This window comes from Pedobacter steynii, assembly GCF_001721645.1.
Classification (GTDB): Bacteria; Bacteroidota; Bacteroidia; order Sphingobacteriales; family Sphingobacteriaceae; genus Pedobacter; species Pedobacter steynii_A.
Window position 1 is genome coordinate 3,884,665 of the sequence record NZ_CP017141.1, and the last position, 15,780, is coordinate 3,900,444.

The window sequence follows — 15,780 nt, forward strand, 5'->3', positions numbered from 1 at the left end:
GATGAAAAAGATTGTATTGTCACTATTGGTTACGGCAGGTTTTGCCTGTGCATCTTATGCGCAGACGGATGCCAGGGCCAAAGCTATATTAGCCGATGTAAGTAAGAAGTATCGTTCATATGATGTGGTGAAAACTGATTTTACTTTTGTTCTGGATAACCCGCAAGCTAAAATTAAAGAAACCCAGCAGGGAACATTAATTGTGAAAGCAAAAACAAATAAGTACAGGGTAGCCATGACCAACCAGGAACTGATTAGTGATGGTAAAAATCAATGGACTTATCTGAAAGAGGATAAAGAGGTTCAGCTGACTAATGCCGATAATAGCGGAGATGCTTTGAATCCTGCGAAGATATTTACTGTTTATGAAAAGGGCTTTAAATACAATTATACCGGGGAGTCTAAAGTAGGGGGGAAAGTTTATCAAATGATTGATCTTGCACCTGTAGATGTTACAAAATCCTATTTTAAAATTCGCCTGGGAATTGATAAAACGGCCAAACAGGTTGGAAGCGTGGTGATTTTTGATAAAAGCGGAAATAAGTACACCTATAACGTAAAGAAGATTGTATCTAATGTTAAAGTACCTGAAAGTACCTTCGCTTTTGATACTAAGAAATATCCGGGAGTAGAAGTTGTAGACTTGAGATAGTCGTCTGACGATTAAAATTTTAAAAAGGGTTTAAGCAATTTGTTTAAACCCTTTTTTTGTTATTTTTGAAAATATGGTCCCAACTCATCTATTTTGAAAGTTACATTTTTAGGTACAGGTACTTCCCAGGGCATTCCTGTCATCACTTGCAATTGTGCGGTTTGCCAGTCTACAGATCATAGAAATAAGCGTTTAAGGGTTTCTGTCTTACTGGAGATGGGAGATAAGACGATCGTTATTGATAGCGGACCTGATTTCAGGTATCAGATGCTGCGTGCTAATGTAAAAGACCTGGATGCCATTCTTTATACACATGAGCATAAAGATCATGTGGCTGGTTTGGATGACATCAGACCATTCAATTATCTGTTAAAGAAAAACATCGACATCTATGCCACTGAACGGGTTCAGCAGGCGCTGAAAAGAGAGTTTTCCTATATTTTTGCGGAGGTGCATTATCCTGGTTTGCCGCAAATTGATATGCATACCATCTCGGATGAGATTTTTAAAATTGGCAAAACAAGTATCATTCCATTGAATATCATGCATTATAAATTGCCAATCCTTGGTTTTAGAGTTCATGATTTCACCTATATCACGGATGCAAAGACAATTTCTGAGGAAACAATAGAGAAAATTAAAGGAACCAAAGTGCTGGTCGTAAATGCATTACAGCACGAAGAGCATATTTCTCATTTTACATTAAAAGAAGCAGTTGACTTTGCCCAAAAGATTGGAGCAGAGATGACTTACCTGACTCATATCAGCCATAATTTAGGACTACATGAAGAGGTAGAAAATGAATTGCCGAAAAATATAAAATTAGCTTACGATGGTTTGAGTATATTCTGCGAATAAATATATATTTGCAGAACAAATACCCAGGTGGCGAAATTGGTAGACGCACCAGCTTGAGGGGCTGGCGCCGGCAACGGTGTGGGAGTTCGAATCTCCTCTTGGGTACTGTTCTAAGTACAATACTTAGGGTATAAACCGTACTTCGAACAATTCAAAGTACGGTTTATTATGCCAAATAGATATTCTATATGCTTCTCAATTAATGTCTATCCTTCAATAATTCTTTTGTTTTTCCCTTTATAAAAGCCTCTTTATCTTTTTTTACTTCTACAAGCATTTCTTTTCTTTCTACCGGCAGCGTAAAATATTTATCAGCCCATAAGCTTATTTCGATCATTATGGGAAGTAAATCAATCCCTTTGTGAGTTAGCCTATATAATACTTTTGCTTTGCTTTCGGGATGCTCTTGTTTAGTAATTATTCCATTCACTTCTAACATTTGTAATCGGTTTGCCAAAATATTAGTAGCTATTTTTTCATCCGATTTTAAGAAATCGCCATAAGTACATTGCGTTGAGAACATTAAATCTCTAACGATAAGCAATGACCATTTGTCTCCCCAGATATCCAGCGAGCTACTTATAGGGCAATCAGACCTCTTTTTTATATCCTTCATAAAATAATTAATAAAAACGCTTGCAAAATGAAAGTTGTTTGTATATTTGTACTTGCAAAACGCAAGCGAATTTACGAAAATAAATTATAGATGCAATGGAAACAACATTAATTTTTGAACCAATGATCAGGAGTTGCTCTGCAAAAGTAGCCGCGGCGCTTACGGCTGTGTATTATAAACAATCAAAAAATTAAAGAACTTAAGAATGAAAACAACAGGAAATACCATATTTATAAGTGGTGGAAGCGCTGGAATTGGCTTGGCTATTGCTAAAAAATTTAATGCAGCCGGCAACAAAATTATTATCAATGGACGTAATGAAGAGCGTCTTCAAAGTGCCTTGAAAGAGTTGGACAATGCAGTTGCTATACAAGGAGATTTATCGGTACAAGCAGACAGGATAGATATTGCGAAACAATTAAAAAGTAATTATCCCAATACCAACATCATCATAAATAATGCTGGTGCCGCTTTTCTGAACGATTTAAGTGATAGTAATGGCAACTCAGCAGAAAAAGCTTACCAAGAAATCAACACCAATTACATTAGTGTTATTGATTTTACGGCTTTGACTTTACCCCTGCTTTTGCAACAAGAAGAGGCCGCAATCGTAAATGTTTCCTCAATAGCTGTATTTAGGTCCAACAAATATCTGCCTACTTACTCAGCTAGCAAAGCTGCGTTGCACAGTTATACACAAGGATTAAGAGATACATTTTCTGAAAACGAAGGCCTAAATGTGTATGAACTTTATCCACCTCTGGTAAATACTGAATTCTCCGCAGAAATTGGTGGAGCGAATGGAATTCCAGCATCTGAAGTGGCAGATGAGTTATTTGCTGCTTTGGCAAAGGATCAGTTTGAAGTTCCTGTAGGTGATACTAAAAAAATACATGCGTTAGTAGCCCATGTTACAGAACAGGTTTCCCATTAATCTACATAATTCAAGAACCTTATGGACTTAAAAGGAAAAACAATACTCATCACAGGTGGTGGATCGGGCATAGGATTGGAAGCCGCAAAACAATTTTTGGAAATCGGAGCAAAGGTCATCATTACAGGTAGAAACAAGAGTAGGCTTGACGCCGCTAAAAAAGCATATCCAATGCTGATTGCTATCCAGAGTGATGCGGGAAATGAAGATGATGCTAATGCTCTTTTCGACAAGGTTAATGAACTGGGCGGCATTGATATTCTTTATAACAATGCAGGCGTTGGTGTTCCGCCAAAAAATTTAGGCATTTCAAATGATGACCATTATAAAGGAGCCACATATGAAATGGAGGTCAATTATCTGGGAGTTATCCGTCTAAACAATCTTTTTATGGAAATGCTCAAATCAAGGCAGGAAAGTGCGATTATCAATACCACTTCCATTCTCAGTATTGTACCCTCATTGATTGAGGCTACATATTCGGCATCAAAAACTGCATTGGCATTTTACACAAAATCATTGAGAGCACATCTATGGATCCTGGGAGCTAGTGTAAAGGTTTTTGAACTGTTACCACCGTTGGTTGATACAGATATGGTGGCAGATAGAGATGATAAAAAAATAAGTCCTGAAAAACTGGTAAAGGGATTAATAAATGGACTTAGGAAAGATCACTACACTATTCGTATTGGCGATACAAAACTAGTCTATATATTCAATCGTTTATTTCCAAAACTGACATTTGGCCTGATTAATCCGAAGAAAATAAATGCAGAATTAAAACCCTAGTATAGGCTTTTCCATAAATAATAAAATCATGAAAGCATTCGCGATAAAAAAATACGATAAAAAGGGGGTTCTACAGCTTACTGATATTCCTGTTCCAGACCTAAAAGAGGATGAAGTACTGATAGAGATTCATGCCTCTGGTCTTAACCTGCTCGATTCCAAGATAAAGTCTGGGGAATTCAAGTTGATATTGCCTTACAAGTTACCACTTATTTTGGGACATGATGTAGCGGGAGTAATTACCCGGGTGGGAACGAGGGTAACTCAGTTTAAGGTCGGTGATGAAGTCTATTCCCGAGCTGCCGATTTCCACATTGGCACCTTAGCCGAATATATTGCCATTAATGAGGATGATGTAGCGCTTAAACCCAGCAACATCACCATGGAAGAGGCCGCGTCGGTTCCGTTAGTGGCTTTGACCGCATGGCAGGCGCTGGTAGAAAAAGCCAAGGTCAAAAAAGGCCAGAAAGTATTTATTCAGGCGGGATCAGGGGGAGTAGGCACAATTGCCATTCAGCTGGCGAAACACCTTGGTGCAATAGTAGCTACGACTGCAAGTGAAAAAAGTTTCGTCATGTTAAAGCAACTCGGAGCAGATATTTTGATTGACTACAAGAAAGAAGATTTTGGAGCAATCCTGAAAGATTATGATATGGTGTTGCACAGTCAGGATAACAAGGCGCTTGAAAAATCCTTACGGATATTAAGACCGGGAGGAAAGGTAATTTCGATTTCAGGACCACCCACGCCAGATTTTGCCAAAACAATTGGAGCCCCTTGGTTTGTGAAGGCCATTGTTTCGCTGACCAGCTTGGGTATCCGCAAAAAAGCTAGAAAACTAGACGTAGACTACTCATTTCTGTTTATGAGGGCGGAAGGTAAACAGTTACAAGAGATTTCCAAACTGATCGAACAGCAGATGATAAAGCCTGTTGTGGACAAAGTGTTTTCATTTGATCAGACGAATGAGGCCTTGGAATATGTGGAAAGTGGCCGTGCCAAGGGAAAGGTGGTTGTTAAAGTAAAATAAGTGACTGATAGATAAGTGCGGTCTAATATATTACTTAGAGTTGTTGCAATGCTTGTTTTACGGTGTCCTTGTTAGGCTTAGAAATGGGTACTTTTTCTCCAGACATTAAGAGTAGCATGCCACCATCTTCCTTCAACCAGCTTTTTACAATCAACTCTTCAATATCAATAGGTTTTAAAAGATAAGCTAAGGCAGCAAATTTTACAGCTTGTATCCCGTATTGGTCGTAAGTGGTAACAAAAATAACTTCGAAATTACGTCTTGGAAGTAATTTTAGTACATCAAAACCTGTTTGCTTGCCCATTTGAATATCCAGGAACACTAAATGAGCCAGGTAATGATCGTCGGAGTATTTTTCCGGTATGATTGACTAGTTGTTTGTTTCTATCATTATCTATAATATCTTTAATCAAAGGAAAAAATCATGAAATGAGGATTGAAAACATCATAAGGAGTATTGTTTTGTTAGCGTTTTTGGTGATGGTAGTTGATGTTGAGTGTGGCGCTCAGCATATTGCTAAGCATTACAAAACATCAAAATTTGATTCAGCTATATTCCCAGCGAATTCTTTGGACATGATACCAGGAATCAGATTCACTCCTACAAATGCAGAAATCGACACCGCTGAATCGGCCTTGGCGAAAGATATAAAGACTTTAAATACCCCAATGATCAATCAATATAGGACTCCCATAATTCATAAAAAGATCGGAAAATATCGGAGACAGTATTTTGGGTACTTAGATCAATCTGGGCATAAGATTCTGCTTATAAATTGTTTCTACGATAAAAAGTATAATGATCATACATATTGGCTAGATTCTAAAGTGACAGTATTAGATGGCGGAAGTTATTATTGGAGTATACACTTTGATATGAATACGAAGAAATTCTTTGAGTTCTATGTAAATGGAGCAGGATAAATTAACTGGTTAATTTCCTTACCTAAATCTATTTCTTATTCCAGATTAAGTTTTTTCGTAAAGCGATGTACTACCTTTATTTCGACCCTGAACGGATAAGTGATTCGCGCAGTGTGTTTAATGAATAAATGAAGAGCTATGAAAAATTATAATCACCTTTCTCAGCTATATCTGAGAATAGCATTAGGTATCGGTTTTATTGTTCCTGTTTTAGACCGGTTTGGAGTTCTGGGAGCTCCGGGAACTCCGAATATTGGTTGGGGCAACTGGGATAATTTTATATCCTACACGCATACCTTATTACCTTTCATGGAGAGATCGGGAGCAAATGTGATGGGGGCAATTGCAACGCTGGCAGAGCTGCTTTTTGGAATAATGCTGATTATCGGTCTGAAAACACGATTGGTTGCTTTCTGTAGTTTTTTGTTGACATTGAGCTTTGCCCTATGCATGGCTATATTTCTGGGAATTAAGGCCCCTTTGAATTATTCTGTATTCGCCGTTAGCGCAGGCTGCCTTTTATTGAGCACAGTTCAGGTTTTTGGCTGGAGCCTGGATGACTATTTTTCAAATCGAAAATTGAAAAGTTAAGTAAATAAAAAAAGAGGAAAACTTCCTCTTTTTTTATTTAAATGCTACAGAACTGATACTATTTCTTTACGAATTCAGTATTTGCATTTAATGTTACCTCGTCACTTAACATGGCATTTGCATATTTAGTTCCAAATCCGAAATCAGCTCGTTTGATTGTACCGGTAACTTTGAAACCTGCAGTTGCTTTTTTAGACATAGGATTAGTAGTTACTCCTCTTAATGTTGCATCTAAAGTGATCGGTTTAGTCACACCATGGAAAGTTAAGTTTCCGTTCACTTTGAACTTATTGGCAGAAACTTTCTTCACTGAAGTGCTTTTAAATGATAATTTTGGAAATTTTGCAGCATCAAAGAAATCTGCACCTTTTAGATGCTCATCTCTTTTATCATTGTCTGTATTTACTGAGTTTACATCTGCTGTTAGTTCTACTACAGCATCAGAGAAATCGGGTTTTGAAGAAGTCAGTGTAGACTGGAAGTTCTTGAAAGATCCTTCTACATCAGTGATTAATAAGTGGGTAATCACAAAACCTAATTTTGAATGTGAGGTGTCAGCTTCCCAGGTAGCAGGCGCAACTGCTTTGAAAGCAAAAAGAGTAGTACTTAGAACTACGGCCAATAAGAATAACTTTTTCATAATTTTTTTCATTTCTTTTAATTGAGGACAAATTGAGTCAATTACCACTGTTAAATCATTGATCTATGATAAGAAAGAAAAAGAACCTGCTATTGGAAACTGAACCGGTATAATTGTAAATTCATACAACTCAGCCCGAAATATCTACGCTTCGTCAGTTATTTGTCTTCTTTAAACTTCCAGATCTACAGCTTTGTATCATGGTTACACTCCATTTATACAAAGACTTATGTTGACAGGTAATTTTGAAAATAAAACAAATATGCTGGTCATGGGCGATGCTCTGGATTTAGTAGAATTACAGAAAACTTTACATAAAGTGACTTCTTTGATTGCTGGTTACGACCTGGAGGACTCCGATATATTTCTATTGTTCAGCCATTTTTCTCAAAAAGCAGAGGGGGCATGGCTGACTGGTTGTCCGCAAAGAAATGCTGTTTATGGTAAAGCGGAAGTCCATTATCATTGTTTTGAAACTTCCGCGAAAGAGTTGTTAGTCCTGAGTAGTTTGTTAAGAGCGCTCGCCGATTTTGTGCTCATAACTGAGCTGGATGAAGTCAATATTTATCTGCTTGAGCATCTCGCTAAAAAAGCGCTTTCTATTACTGATCATCAGGAGGCAGGACTCATACGGGAAGGCATTTATAAAAGCATGGAGTCTTCCGGAATCAAGCGTTTTATTCAACATTTCAGGTGTTATAGAAATGATGCAAAGCTGCAATCGGAAGGAACATCTTTACAAACGATCGGCGAATACCTGTTCCCGGTAGTCGATGGACTATTTGTCAGAATTTAAGACCATTTATATGAACAATACAACATACACCCTGATTACGGGTGCCAGTTCAGGATTGGGAAAAGAATTTTCCATCCAGTGCGCCGCAATGGGAATGAATATCATCATGATTGCACTTCCTGGGAGTCATACCGATCTGCTTGCCGCCCAGTTAACGCGGGAGTATGAAGTGGAGGTTAAAGTGTTAGAATTTGACCTGACAGATAGCCGCTTATTGGTTGAAAAACTAAACGAACTTATGACTGAGTTTGATATCACCTTTTTAATTAATAATGCGGGGATTGGAGGGACAGTTGCCATCACGGAAAGCAGTTTAGAATCTATTGATAAAATTATCCAGCTCAATGTAAGGGGAACAGTTCTGGTTACCCAGACACTTTTACCTCATCTTTTGAAGCATAAAAAAAGCCATATCCTGAACATTTCCAGCATGGCTGCTTTTACACCAATAGCTTACAAAACGGTGTATCCCGCTTCAAAGGCTTTTATCTCCTCTTTTTCATTGGGACTCAGGGAAGAATTACACCATACAGGAGTATCGGTCAGTGTCGTCTATCCGGGGCCAATTATGACCAACTCTGGGGTATCCACCAGAATTGTAGAACAGGGAATGAAGGGAAGGATAGGACTGCTCACCACAACTGAGATTGTGATGACCTCGCTCAGGCAGGCATTGGCAGGAAAGGGAATTATCATTCCGGGTTTTTGGAATCGGATCAGTCATCGCCTGATGAGTATGCTTCCTACAGAAACGAAACTTAGAATTGTATCGGACGCAGTTAAAAAGGAAATGGCGGTTAGCTGATGAAACAGAAGATGAAAAAAGTACTGATTACCGGGGCTAATGGCTTTTTAGGGTCAAATGTTGCAAGAGAGCTATTCCGGAAAGGATATGAAGTTAAACTGATGATCCGTCCTTCTGCAGATGTTTCTGTAATTGCGGATATCCCCTCAGAGGTTTTTTATGGAGATATCAGTGAGGAAGCGGAGGTTATGAAAGCCATGGAAGGCTGCAATTTTGTGGTCCATACTGCCTCCGTAACAGAACAGTGGGCAGTGACTTTTAAGGAATATGAAAGGGTAAATGTAACAGGAACAAAAAATGTGGTGAAGGCTTGTCTGGCACATCAGGTAGAGCGGTTAATTCACGTTAGCACGGCCAATACAATTGGTCCGGGAAATGAAAACAAACCGGGTACAGAACTGAATTCTTTTACCCTGCTGAATGTAAATTCAGGATACATTAGTAGCAAGTATATTGCACAACAGTATGTTTTGGAGCAGGTAGAAAAAGCAAAATTGCCTGCAATCATTATCAACCCGACCTTTATGATCGGGCCATATGATGCGAAGCCAAGTTCTGGTAAACTGATTCTGCATGGAATGAATAAACGTATAGTCTTCTATCCTCCGGGAGGAAAGAATTTTGTACACATCAATGATGTATGTACTGGAATTATCAGTGCTCTGGAGATGGGTAAGATCGGTGATTGTTATCTGATGGCCGGAGAAAACCTAACTTATAAAGAGTTTTTCAGTTTATTAAATAAGGTATCGGGTCAACGGTCAAAGCTGATAAGAATCCCTGAATTTGTTCTTAAAATCGCAGGAATAATAGGTACATTGTCGGGAATATTCAGTCCTGTGTCCCGAAAACTGAATTATTCCTCTGCCTATATGCTGTGTTTATATAACTACTATTCCGGTAATAAGTCTGAAAGAGAGTTGTTGCTGAAATATACCCCTATAGAAAATGCAATAGACAATGCTTTAAAGTGGTTCCGGGAAAATGATTATTGTTAATTGCCTCGTATGGACAAGTTTACCTATGCCATGTTTTTAAAGATGAATGCAACCAGAATGGAATCTGTTTTTCAAAGCAAATGGTTTGTCTATGGGTTGAGAATTTTTATTTTATACCTGTTTAGTGTTGTTTTTAAGTCTTTTGACCTGACATTCCCTCATAATTTCGGTACCTTCCTCTTTAGAGGCCAGGCTTTTAGTTTAATGTATGTGGTTTTTGGATTGCTGGTCTGGGAAGGAGCAATCGCACTTGCAAAACTGATTGAAAGAAGTACCTTAAAAGTGCATGTTTCCAAACGCTTAGTGCTTTTATGCCTTACGCTTGTAATTTACGGACTGCTGGTTTCGCTTTTATTCGGATTGTCCTATTCCCTTTTTGATATCGTTTTATTCCATCGTTATGATGCCTGGAAGAGTTTCAGCTCCCTGAGTTACGACCTTTATTTTGGTATTTTTATATTCTATCTCCTGTTGCTGGGGTATAATGGCATTGTATTTTACTATAAGAACTGGAAGGAGTCACAGTTGAATACGGAAAGGTTAATGCGCGAAAATATTCAGGCCAAGTATGATGTGTTAAAAAGTCAGATTGATCCACATTTCTTTTTTAATTCTTTAAGCGTGCTTACCAACCTGGTCTATAAAAGTCCGGATCTTTCGGCTGAGTATATTACACAACTTGCCAAAAGCTATCGCTATATTCTGGATAAGAAATTTGAAAATCTGGTTCCCATCCAAACCGAACTTGAATTTCTGGAGTCTTATTCTTTCCTGATCAGAATCAGGCATCAAAGTAGTATTGAATTTGATATACACATCAATGAAAATATAAAGTATATTGGTATGATTCCGCCGGCAACTTTGCAGATGCTGGTAGAAAATGCGGTTAAGCACAATCGTTTTTCTGCCAATGACCCACTACACATCCGCATCAGAGATGAAGGCAATGTTTTAGTGGTCACAAATGACCTGAGGAAAAGATCTGTTGTTCAGAATTCTATTGGGTTGGGCCTGGATAATATTGGCAAGCGGTATGAACTGACCGGAGAAAAAAGAATAGAAGTTATAGAAACAAAAGAGCTGTTTATTGTCAAAATTCCTATCATAACGACTCATGAAGATTATCATATTTGAGGATGAAAAACACAATGCGGAGCGTTTGATTCATTTGTTACAGCAATGTGTTCCCAGCCTGGAAGTACTTGCGGTTATAGAATCTATTGAGGAGGGATTAAGCTGGTTCGCCAGTCCGGTTCATACAGCCGATTTGATTTTTATGGACATCCAGCTTTCTGATGGCAATTGTTTTGAGATGTTTGATCAGGTAGATATCAGGATTCCCATTATATTTACGACTGCTTATGATAGTTTTGCCCTTCAGGCATTTAAGGTATATAGCGTGGATTATCTGATGAAGCCAATAGACATCAAGGATTTGAAAAGAGCCCTTGAAAAGTATGCGTACTTTAAACTGCCACCAGAACCGGCTATAAATATATCCAGACTTGCAGAAGAGTTCTTTAAGAGGGAGAATACCCGGTTTATTGGTAAAATCAACAACCAATTGGTATATGTCAAGGCAAAGGACATTGCTTATATCCATTTTTCTGATGGACTGACCTGGGCAACGACTATCAGCAATCAAAAGACGCCCCTTGACTATTCCCTGGATCAGATAGAAAAGATGTTGGATAAGAACCTGTTCTTCCGGATCAATAGAAAGTTGATCGTTCATATTGATGCCATTAAAAAGATTACCACCTATTATAACAGCAGATTAGTCATTCAATTGTTTCCACTTATAGATGCAGAAGCGATTATCAGTAGAGAAAGAGTAAGCAGCTTTAAAAGCTGGCTGGAAGGGCAAACACAATCACCCTGATTGCTATTGGATTACAGTTCCTGAGGTTTCTTCCTTTATACATGATAATTATTAATAAATTTGCAATCCATTCATGTTTTTGGAGGAAAATTTAATGAAATCTATGTTTGTCAACAAATCGGGTGAAACGTCAAAGAATCTTCGTAAACTTTTTATATTATTTCTGGCCTTTACCTTTCTGATTGCTGCAGGTTCCTTGCTATTAAGGCACTCTATCTTTAAAAAATTACACACATTAAGTGAGAATTTAAGGGGGCATTCACAGGCCCAGGAGATCAGCAATATTTTACTGGATCTGAACGGTGCGGAAAGTGATTTTCAGCAGGCCATTTTATATGGACAGAATGAAAAGCTGGAGGACTATAAATCAAAGCTGAACAATACTTTTATCCAGATTGAAGCCATTTTAAAGAAGTATGACCTTGATAGTACAAGATCTTTATCGGCAAGTAAAGAGAAGATCGGAAAGTCTTTTGAGCAAAAATTACAGATGTCAAATGAAGTGTTCGGATTGAAACATAATTTCGATTCCTTACTACGGATCACTACCATTCAAAACATAACAGGAAAAGCCTCAGCTGATATTATAGAAAAATATCAATTGAAAACTACGACTAAAAAAAGCACCGGAAAAGCGGATACTTCTGTCAAAGTAATCAAGCCTCAGCCCAATAAGAAAGGACTTTTTAAACGTTTGCAGGATGCTATCGTAAATAAGCAGGAAAATGCACAGTCAATTAAGGTGGTCACGGTGAACAGAGAGAAGCAGATTCGTGATTCTATAAGCCGCTCTGTAATTAAGAAGCAGAACAATTCACAGGAAAATCTGCTTAGAAAATTAAATGAAGAGAATGGCCGCCTTGCTAAATCAAATCAACAGCTCATTTCTGCCAACCTAAGCCTGGTTATTCAGCTTCATCAACTCGTTCAGGAGTTGAAAGATATTCACCTGAACGACTGGGAGAAAACGAGATCTGAGATGCTCAACCAATATCAATCGGCAACCAATGATATGAATAATTTCACTGGAATAGCAGTGGTGATGGTCCTGATTTTTATTGTTCTATTGATCGTATATATCCGTAAAGCGGGAATGGCGGAGGACAATTATATCCGGGAGAATGAGCGCGCAGTTGCACTTGCAGAACAAAAGTCGGAAATGCTGGCCATTATGAGCCATGAAATCAGAAACCCGCTGACTACCATTACAGGTATTATCTATTTATTGAACAGAACCCCACTTACGGATGATCAGAAAAAGAAACTGAATTCGATTAATTTGTCGTCGAGCATGCTGATCAATACCGTAAATGATATTCTTGATGTGAGCAAGATTGACAATCAACAGGCAGGTGCACTGAATATTGTTTCTTTCCAGCCTTGTGCTGAAATTAAGGATACTATTGCTGCAATGGGTTTTACAGCAGAACGGAAGCAAATCTCTCTGACTGCTGAATTTAGCGGAAATGAAGAATCAACGGTAAAAGGAGATCCATTCCGTTTGAAACAGATCATGATTAATCTGTTAAACAATGCGGTTAAGTATACGGATCAGGGTGGAGTAGTGGTAAAAGTAGATTTAAAAAGTATTGACGAGCATACCGAAAGCCTGCACGTGAGCATCATTGATACGGGTATAGGAATTCCTAAAGAACAACAGGGAAAACTTTTCACAAGATATTATCAGGCGAATCGCTCTGCTGGAAAACCAGGTACCGGTTTGGGATTATATATATGCCGTCAGCTTATTGACATTCAAAACGGTCACATTAGTGTAGAGAGTGAGGCTGGAAAGGGATGTCATTTTAAATTTGATCTTCCTTATCAAAAAGAAGAATAAAACTGTTCCTATAATCTTCTGATACTTCCTATTCTATCGGGTAATTAGTAACTTTAGATACATTTAAAACATGAGATATGAGATACATTTCGTTATTAATTCTTTTTGCAGCGATTTCCTTTTCCGGGCTTGCTCAAACGAGCGACGCTATTCTGGGAAAATGGGCTAATTCTTCGGGTGAAGCACACATAGATATTTCCAAAAAAGGAGATAAGTTTTTCGGTAAAATTGTTTGGTTGAAAGCACCTAAAGATGAAAAAGGACAGGCTAAGCTAGATGTGAAAAATCCAGATTTAAAATTAAAAACAAGACCAATCATGGGCCTTGAGATGTTAAAAGATTTTGTTTATGACGATGGAAAATGGGTGGATGGAAAAATCTATGACCCAAAAACCGGCAAGACTTATAGTTGTAATATGAACATTAAAGCTAACGGAGACCTGAATGTAAGAGGATATATTGGTATCTCATTGATAGGCAGATCTGACACCTGGAAAAGAGTAAAATAGATGAGGAGTATAATTTATTGTTTATTATTCCTTCCCTTATTCGGTTTTGCACAGACTTATGACCTGATTCCAATGACATCAGGTGTGACAACCAGCTTAAGAGGAATGAGTATTGTCTCTGATCAGGTGGCATGGGTAAGTGGAAGTAATGGTCATATCGGCAGAACAGTAGACGGAGGTAAAAACTGGGACTGGATTAAGCCGGAGGGGTATGAAAAACTGGATTTCAGAGATATTGAAGCTTTTGATGCAGATAAAGCAATTGCGGTAAATGCGGGGTCACCTGCCTATATACTGATGACTGTTGATGGAGGCAAAACCTGGAAAGAGAGTTACAAAAACCTGGATACGGCTATATTTTTAGATGGTATGGGTTTTTGGAATGACCAGCGTGGAATTGTCTTTGGTGATCCGATCAATAGCAAGATGCAACTGTTAAGGACTATTGACGGAGGGGTATCCTGGAGTGATATTTCCGAAAATTTGCAGGCCAAAATGGGCGTTGGTGAAGCTGCTTTTGCAGCGAGCGGTTCAACCATACAGGTAAAAGGAAATGGAAAGGTCTGGATTGCCACTGGTGGTACAACATCCAACATTTATTATTCCAGTAATTTCGGCTCTACCTGGCAAATATTTGAATGTCCGATCTTACAGGGCGAAAGCAGCACCGGGCCATTTTCAATGTCATTCTTTAATGAAGATAAAGGAGTGGTTGTTGGCGGGAACTACCTGAAAGATAAAGAAAATGAAAACAATGTTTTACTGACTAATAATGGAGGGAAAACCTGGACTAAACCCGAAAAACCGGTAGATGGCTATCGTTCCGGTGTAACCTATATTAATGAAAAAACTTTGATTGCGGCAGGAACATCTGGAATTGATATTTCTTCTGATGGAGGTAAATATTGGTATAATATTTCCGGAATGAGCTTTAACGTAGTTCAGAAATCAAAAAAAGGTGATTTGATTCTGCTGGCGGGAAATAAAGGACAGATTTATCAATTGGTCATTACAGCAAAATAAGGGTATGTTAAGTAAAGTTCATCACATTGCAATTATTTGCACAGACTATAGCGCTTCAAAGGCTTTTTACATCGACGTCTTAGGGCTTACGGTCATAAGAGAAGTATATCGGGAAGAAAGAGAATCTTACAAATTAGACCTGGCCCTTAACGGAACATATATTATCGAACTTTTTTCTTTTCCGGATCCTCCTAAACGAGCATCCGGACCCGAAGCGGCTGGTTTGAGGCATTTGGCTTTTGAGGTAGATGATTTAAATGCGGTTGTCGAAATGCTAAAACAAAAAGGAGTAGAGGCAGAGCCGATCAGAATTGATGAGTTTACTGGAAAGCGGTTTACTTTTATTGCCGATCCAGATCGCTTACCAATAGAGTTTTATGAAAAATAATTTTTTAACGCAGGATGCAATAATCGGATGATTTAGTCGTCTTATATAAGAGAGCGTTAATTTAGATGACGGGGATGTGGCTGGAAGCTGTATCCCCGTTTTTTTATGTCGAAAAAAAAGCCTGCCCGAAGGCAAGCTTTTGATGACGTCATGGACGGATTCGAACCGCCGTTGAAGGTTTTGCAGACCCATACCTAACCACTCGGCCACATGACTATATATAATCATTACATCAGCAAATATATATAAAGTATACTAAATTAGTAGATTTTATTTGTTTTTTATTGAGCTGCATTAAATGACCTGCGATTTTCTGTAAGGTAATCAGATCGTAATCAGAATGTTACTAATGGTTGTTCGTTTTTAAGTACTTTATTTTAAGCTTGTTATGTGTTTTTTGTAGTGTGGAAGTAGGGCCATTGTATCCCAAAAAATATCTGATTTATCCTTTCTGTAGTGGCTGTGTAGGCCCGGCAATATGTACAATTTTTTTTAAGCCGATATA

19 protein-coding genes and 2 tRNA genes are annotated in these 15,780 nt (G+C 38.2%); 17 read left to right on the plus strand and 4 right to left on the minus strand.

The window, feature by feature from the left end; translation table 11 throughout:
- The first annotated feature begins 1 nt into the window (after window position 1).
- The 3 genes from BFS30_RS16210 (at window position 2) to BFS30_RS16220 (ending at window position 1,615) form a co-directional block, all read left to right on the plus strand.
- Window positions 2–652 (plus strand): LolA family protein, encoded by a 651-nt coding sequence (locus BFS30_RS16210; RefSeq protein ID WP_069380253.1) that lies wholly within the window; start codon window positions 2–4, stop codon window positions 650–652.
- 93 nt (window positions 653–745) lie between these two features.
- Window positions 746–1,510, plus strand: a complete 765-nt coding sequence (locus BFS30_RS16215) for an MBL fold metallo-hydrolase (protein WP_069380254.1) — start codon at window positions 746–748, stop codon at window positions 1,508–1,510.
- Between the two features lie 21 nt (window positions 1,511–1,531).
- Window positions 1,532–1,615, plus strand: a tRNA-Leu gene (locus tag BFS30_RS16220).
- 94 nt (window positions 1,616–1,709) lie between these two features.
- Here BFS30_RS16220 and BFS30_RS16225 read toward each other — a convergent pair.
- Window positions 1,710–2,126 carry a winged helix-turn-helix transcriptional regulator gene (locus BFS30_RS16225; RefSeq protein WP_069380255.1) on the minus strand — a complete coding sequence of 139 codons (417 nt, stop codon included), beginning with the start codon at window positions 2,124–2,126 and terminating at the stop codon, window positions 1,710–1,712.
- Window positions 2,127–2,331: 205 nt separating this feature from the next.
- On the opposite strand from BFS30_RS16225, the gene BFS30_RS16230 reads away from it, so the two are divergent.
- Genes BFS30_RS16230 through BFS30_RS16240 form a run of 3 tightly spaced genes read left to right on the plus strand, consistent with a single transcriptional unit; the run spans window position 2,332 to window position 4,879 of the window.
- Entirely contained in the window at window positions 2,332–3,060 is a 729-nt protein-coding gene (locus tag BFS30_RS16230) for an SDR family oxidoreductase (RefSeq protein WP_069380256.1), read from the plus strand.
- A gap of 21 nt (window positions 3,061–3,081) precedes the next feature.
- Window positions 3,082–3,849 carry an SDR family oxidoreductase gene (locus BFS30_RS16235; RefSeq protein WP_069380257.1) on the plus strand — a complete coding sequence of 256 codons (768 nt, stop codon included), beginning with the start codon at window positions 3,082–3,084 and terminating at the stop codon, window positions 3,847–3,849.
- 28 nt (window positions 3,850–3,877) lie between these two features.
- Entirely contained in the window at window positions 3,878–4,879 is a 1,002-nt protein-coding gene (locus BFS30_RS16240; RefSeq protein ID WP_069380258.1) for an NADP-dependent oxidoreductase, read from the plus strand.
- A gap of 34 nt (window positions 4,880–4,913) precedes the next feature.
- On the opposite strand, the gene BFS30_RS16245 is transcribed toward BFS30_RS16240, so the two are convergent.
- Window positions 4,914–5,201: a LytR/AlgR family response regulator transcription factor gene (locus BFS30_RS16245; protein WP_420488416.1), complete on the minus strand. Its 288-nt coding sequence runs from the start codon at window positions 5,199–5,201 to the stop codon at window positions 4,914–4,916.
- Window positions 5,202–5,308: 107 nt separating this feature from the next.
- On the opposite strand from BFS30_RS16245, the gene BFS30_RS16250 reads away from it, so the two are divergent.
- Window positions 5,309–5,803, plus strand: a complete 495-nt coding sequence (locus BFS30_RS16250) for a hypothetical protein (RefSeq protein ID WP_069380260.1) — start codon at window positions 5,309–5,311, stop codon at window positions 5,801–5,803.
- A gap of 138 nt (window positions 5,804–5,941) precedes the next feature.
- On the plus strand, window positions 5,942–6,394 hold the full coding sequence (locus BFS30_RS16255; protein ID WP_069380261.1) for a DoxX family protein: 453 nt from the start codon (window positions 5,942–5,944) through the stop codon (window positions 6,392–6,394).
- A 58-nt stretch (window positions 6,395–6,452) separates the two neighbouring features.
- On the opposite strand, the gene BFS30_RS16260 is transcribed toward BFS30_RS16255, so the two are convergent.
- A complete protein-coding gene (locus BFS30_RS16260; RefSeq protein ID WP_069382473.1) occupies window positions 6,453–7,034 on the minus strand; it encodes a YceI family protein in 582 nt (193 codons plus the stop codon).
- 229 nt (window positions 7,035–7,263) lie between these two features.
- Between BFS30_RS16260 and BFS30_RS16265 the strand changes: the two genes are divergently transcribed.
- The 9 genes from BFS30_RS16265 to BFS30_RS16305 all read left to right on the plus strand — a co-directional run bounded on the left by BFS30_RS16265 (window position 7,264) and on the right by BFS30_RS16305 (window position 15,275).
- Window positions 7,264–7,830, plus strand: coding sequence for a hypothetical protein (locus tag BFS30_RS16265; RefSeq protein ID WP_069380262.1), 567 nt, complete (start codon window positions 7,264–7,266; stop codon window positions 7,828–7,830).
- A 10-nt stretch (window positions 7,831–7,840) separates the two neighbouring features.
- On the plus strand, window positions 7,841–8,635 hold the full coding sequence (locus tag BFS30_RS16270; protein ID WP_069382474.1) for an SDR family NAD(P)-dependent oxidoreductase: 795 nt from the start codon (window positions 7,841–7,843) through the stop codon (window positions 8,633–8,635).
- Between the two features lie 11 nt (window positions 8,636–8,646).
- The gene (locus tag BFS30_RS16275) at window positions 8,647–9,633 is read left to right on the plus strand and encodes an NAD-dependent epimerase/dehydratase family protein (RefSeq protein WP_069382475.1); all 987 of its coding nucleotides are present in this window, start codon (window positions 8,647–8,649) and stop codon (window positions 9,631–9,633) included.
- 9 nt (window positions 9,634–9,642) lie between these two features.
- Complete coding sequence (locus BFS30_RS16280) at window positions 9,643–10,767, plus strand: sensor histidine kinase (RefSeq protein ID WP_069380263.1); 1,125 nt, start codon at window positions 9,643–9,645, stop codon at window positions 10,765–10,767.
- On the plus strand, window positions 10,748–11,515 hold the full coding sequence (locus tag BFS30_RS16285; RefSeq protein WP_069380264.1) for a LytR/AlgR family response regulator transcription factor: 768 nt from the start codon (window positions 10,748–10,750) through the stop codon (window positions 11,513–11,515). Before BFS30_RS16280 ends, BFS30_RS16285 begins: the two co-directional genes overlap by 20 nt.
- A gap of 94 nt (window positions 11,516–11,609) precedes the next feature.
- Entirely contained in the window at window positions 11,610–13,355 is a 1,746-nt protein-coding gene (locus BFS30_RS16290) for a sensor histidine kinase (RefSeq protein ID WP_167353157.1), read from the plus strand.
- Between the two features lie 77 nt (window positions 13,356–13,432).
- Window positions 13,433–13,864 carry a DUF2147 domain-containing protein gene (locus BFS30_RS16295; RefSeq protein ID WP_069380266.1) on the plus strand — a complete coding sequence of 144 codons (432 nt, stop codon included), beginning with the start codon at window positions 13,433–13,435 and terminating at the stop codon, window positions 13,862–13,864.
- Window positions 13,865–14,887: a WD40/YVTN/BNR-like repeat-containing protein gene (locus BFS30_RS16300; RefSeq protein WP_069380267.1), complete on the plus strand. Its 1,023-nt coding sequence runs from the start codon at window positions 13,865–13,867 to the stop codon at window positions 14,885–14,887.
- A gap of 4 nt (window positions 14,888–14,891) precedes the next feature.
- The gene (locus BFS30_RS16305) at window positions 14,892–15,275 is read left to right on the plus strand and encodes a VOC family protein (protein WP_069380268.1); all 384 of its coding nucleotides are present in this window, start codon (window positions 14,892–14,894) and stop codon (window positions 15,273–15,275) included.
- 145 nt (window positions 15,276–15,420) lie between these two features.
- Here the strand turns inward: BFS30_RS16305 and BFS30_RS16310 are convergent.
- A tRNA-Cys gene (locus BFS30_RS16310) sits at window positions 15,421–15,491 on the minus strand.
- Between the last annotated feature and the right edge of the window lie 289 nt (window positions 15,492–15,780).

Coding starts and splice junctions, on each gene's coding strand:
- BFS30_RS16230 (WP_069380256.1), top strand. CDS start 2,332: ATGAAAACAACAGGAAATACCATATTTATAAGTGGTGGAAGCGCTGGA.
- BFS30_RS16265 (WP_069380262.1), top strand. CDS start 7,264: ATGTTGACAGGTAATTTTGAAAATAAAACAAATATGCTGGTCATGGGC.
- BFS30_RS16255 (WP_069380261.1), top strand. CDS start 5,942: ATGAAAAATTATAATCACCTTTCTCAGCTATATCTGAGAATAGCATTA.
- BFS30_RS16270 (WP_069382474.1), top strand. CDS start 7,841: ATGAACAATACAACATACACCCTGATTACGGGTGCCAGTTCAGGATTG.
- BFS30_RS16250 (WP_069380260.1), top strand. CDS start 5,309: ATGAGGATTGAAAACATCATAAGGAGTATTGTTTTGTTAGCGTTTTTG.
- BFS30_RS16275 (WP_069382475.1), top strand. CDS start 8,647: ATGAAAAAAGTACTGATTACCGGGGCTAATGGCTTTTTAGGGTCAAAT.
- BFS30_RS16260 (WP_069382473.1), bottom strand. CDS start 7,034: ATGAAAAAGTTATTCTTATTGGCCGTAGTTCTAAGTACTACTCTTTTT.
- BFS30_RS16235 (WP_069380257.1), top strand. CDS start 3,082: ATGGACTTAAAAGGAAAAACAATACTCATCACAGGTGGTGGATCGGGC.
- BFS30_RS16225 (WP_069380255.1), bottom strand. CDS start 2,126: ATGAAGGATATAAAAAAGAGGTCTGATTGCCCTATAAGTAGCTCGCTG.
- BFS30_RS16285 (WP_069380264.1), top strand. CDS start 10,748: ATGAAGATTATCATATTTGAGGATGAAAAACACAATGCGGAGCGTTTG.
- BFS30_RS16300 (WP_069380267.1), top strand. CDS start 13,865: ATGAGGAGTATAATTTATTGTTTATTATTCCTTCCCTTATTCGGTTTT.
- BFS30_RS16295 (WP_069380266.1), top strand. CDS start 13,433: ATGAGATACATTTCGTTATTAATTCTTTTTGCAGCGATTTCCTTTTCC.
- BFS30_RS16305 (WP_069380268.1), top strand. CDS start 14,892: ATGTTAAGTAAAGTTCATCACATTGCAATTATTTGCACAGACTATAGC.
- BFS30_RS16280 (WP_069380263.1), top strand. CDS start 9,643: ATGGACAAGTTTACCTATGCCATGTTTTTAAAGATGAATGCAACCAGA.
- BFS30_RS16290 (WP_167353157.1), top strand. CDS start 11,610: ATGAAATCTATGTTTGTCAACAAATCGGGTGAAACGTCAAAGAATCTT.
- BFS30_RS16240 (WP_069380258.1), top strand. CDS start 3,878: ATGAAAGCATTCGCGATAAAAAAATACGATAAAAAGGGGGTTCTACAG.
- BFS30_RS16210 (WP_069380253.1), top strand. CDS start 2: ATGAAAAAGATTGTATTGTCACTATTGGTTACGGCAGGTTTTGCCTGT.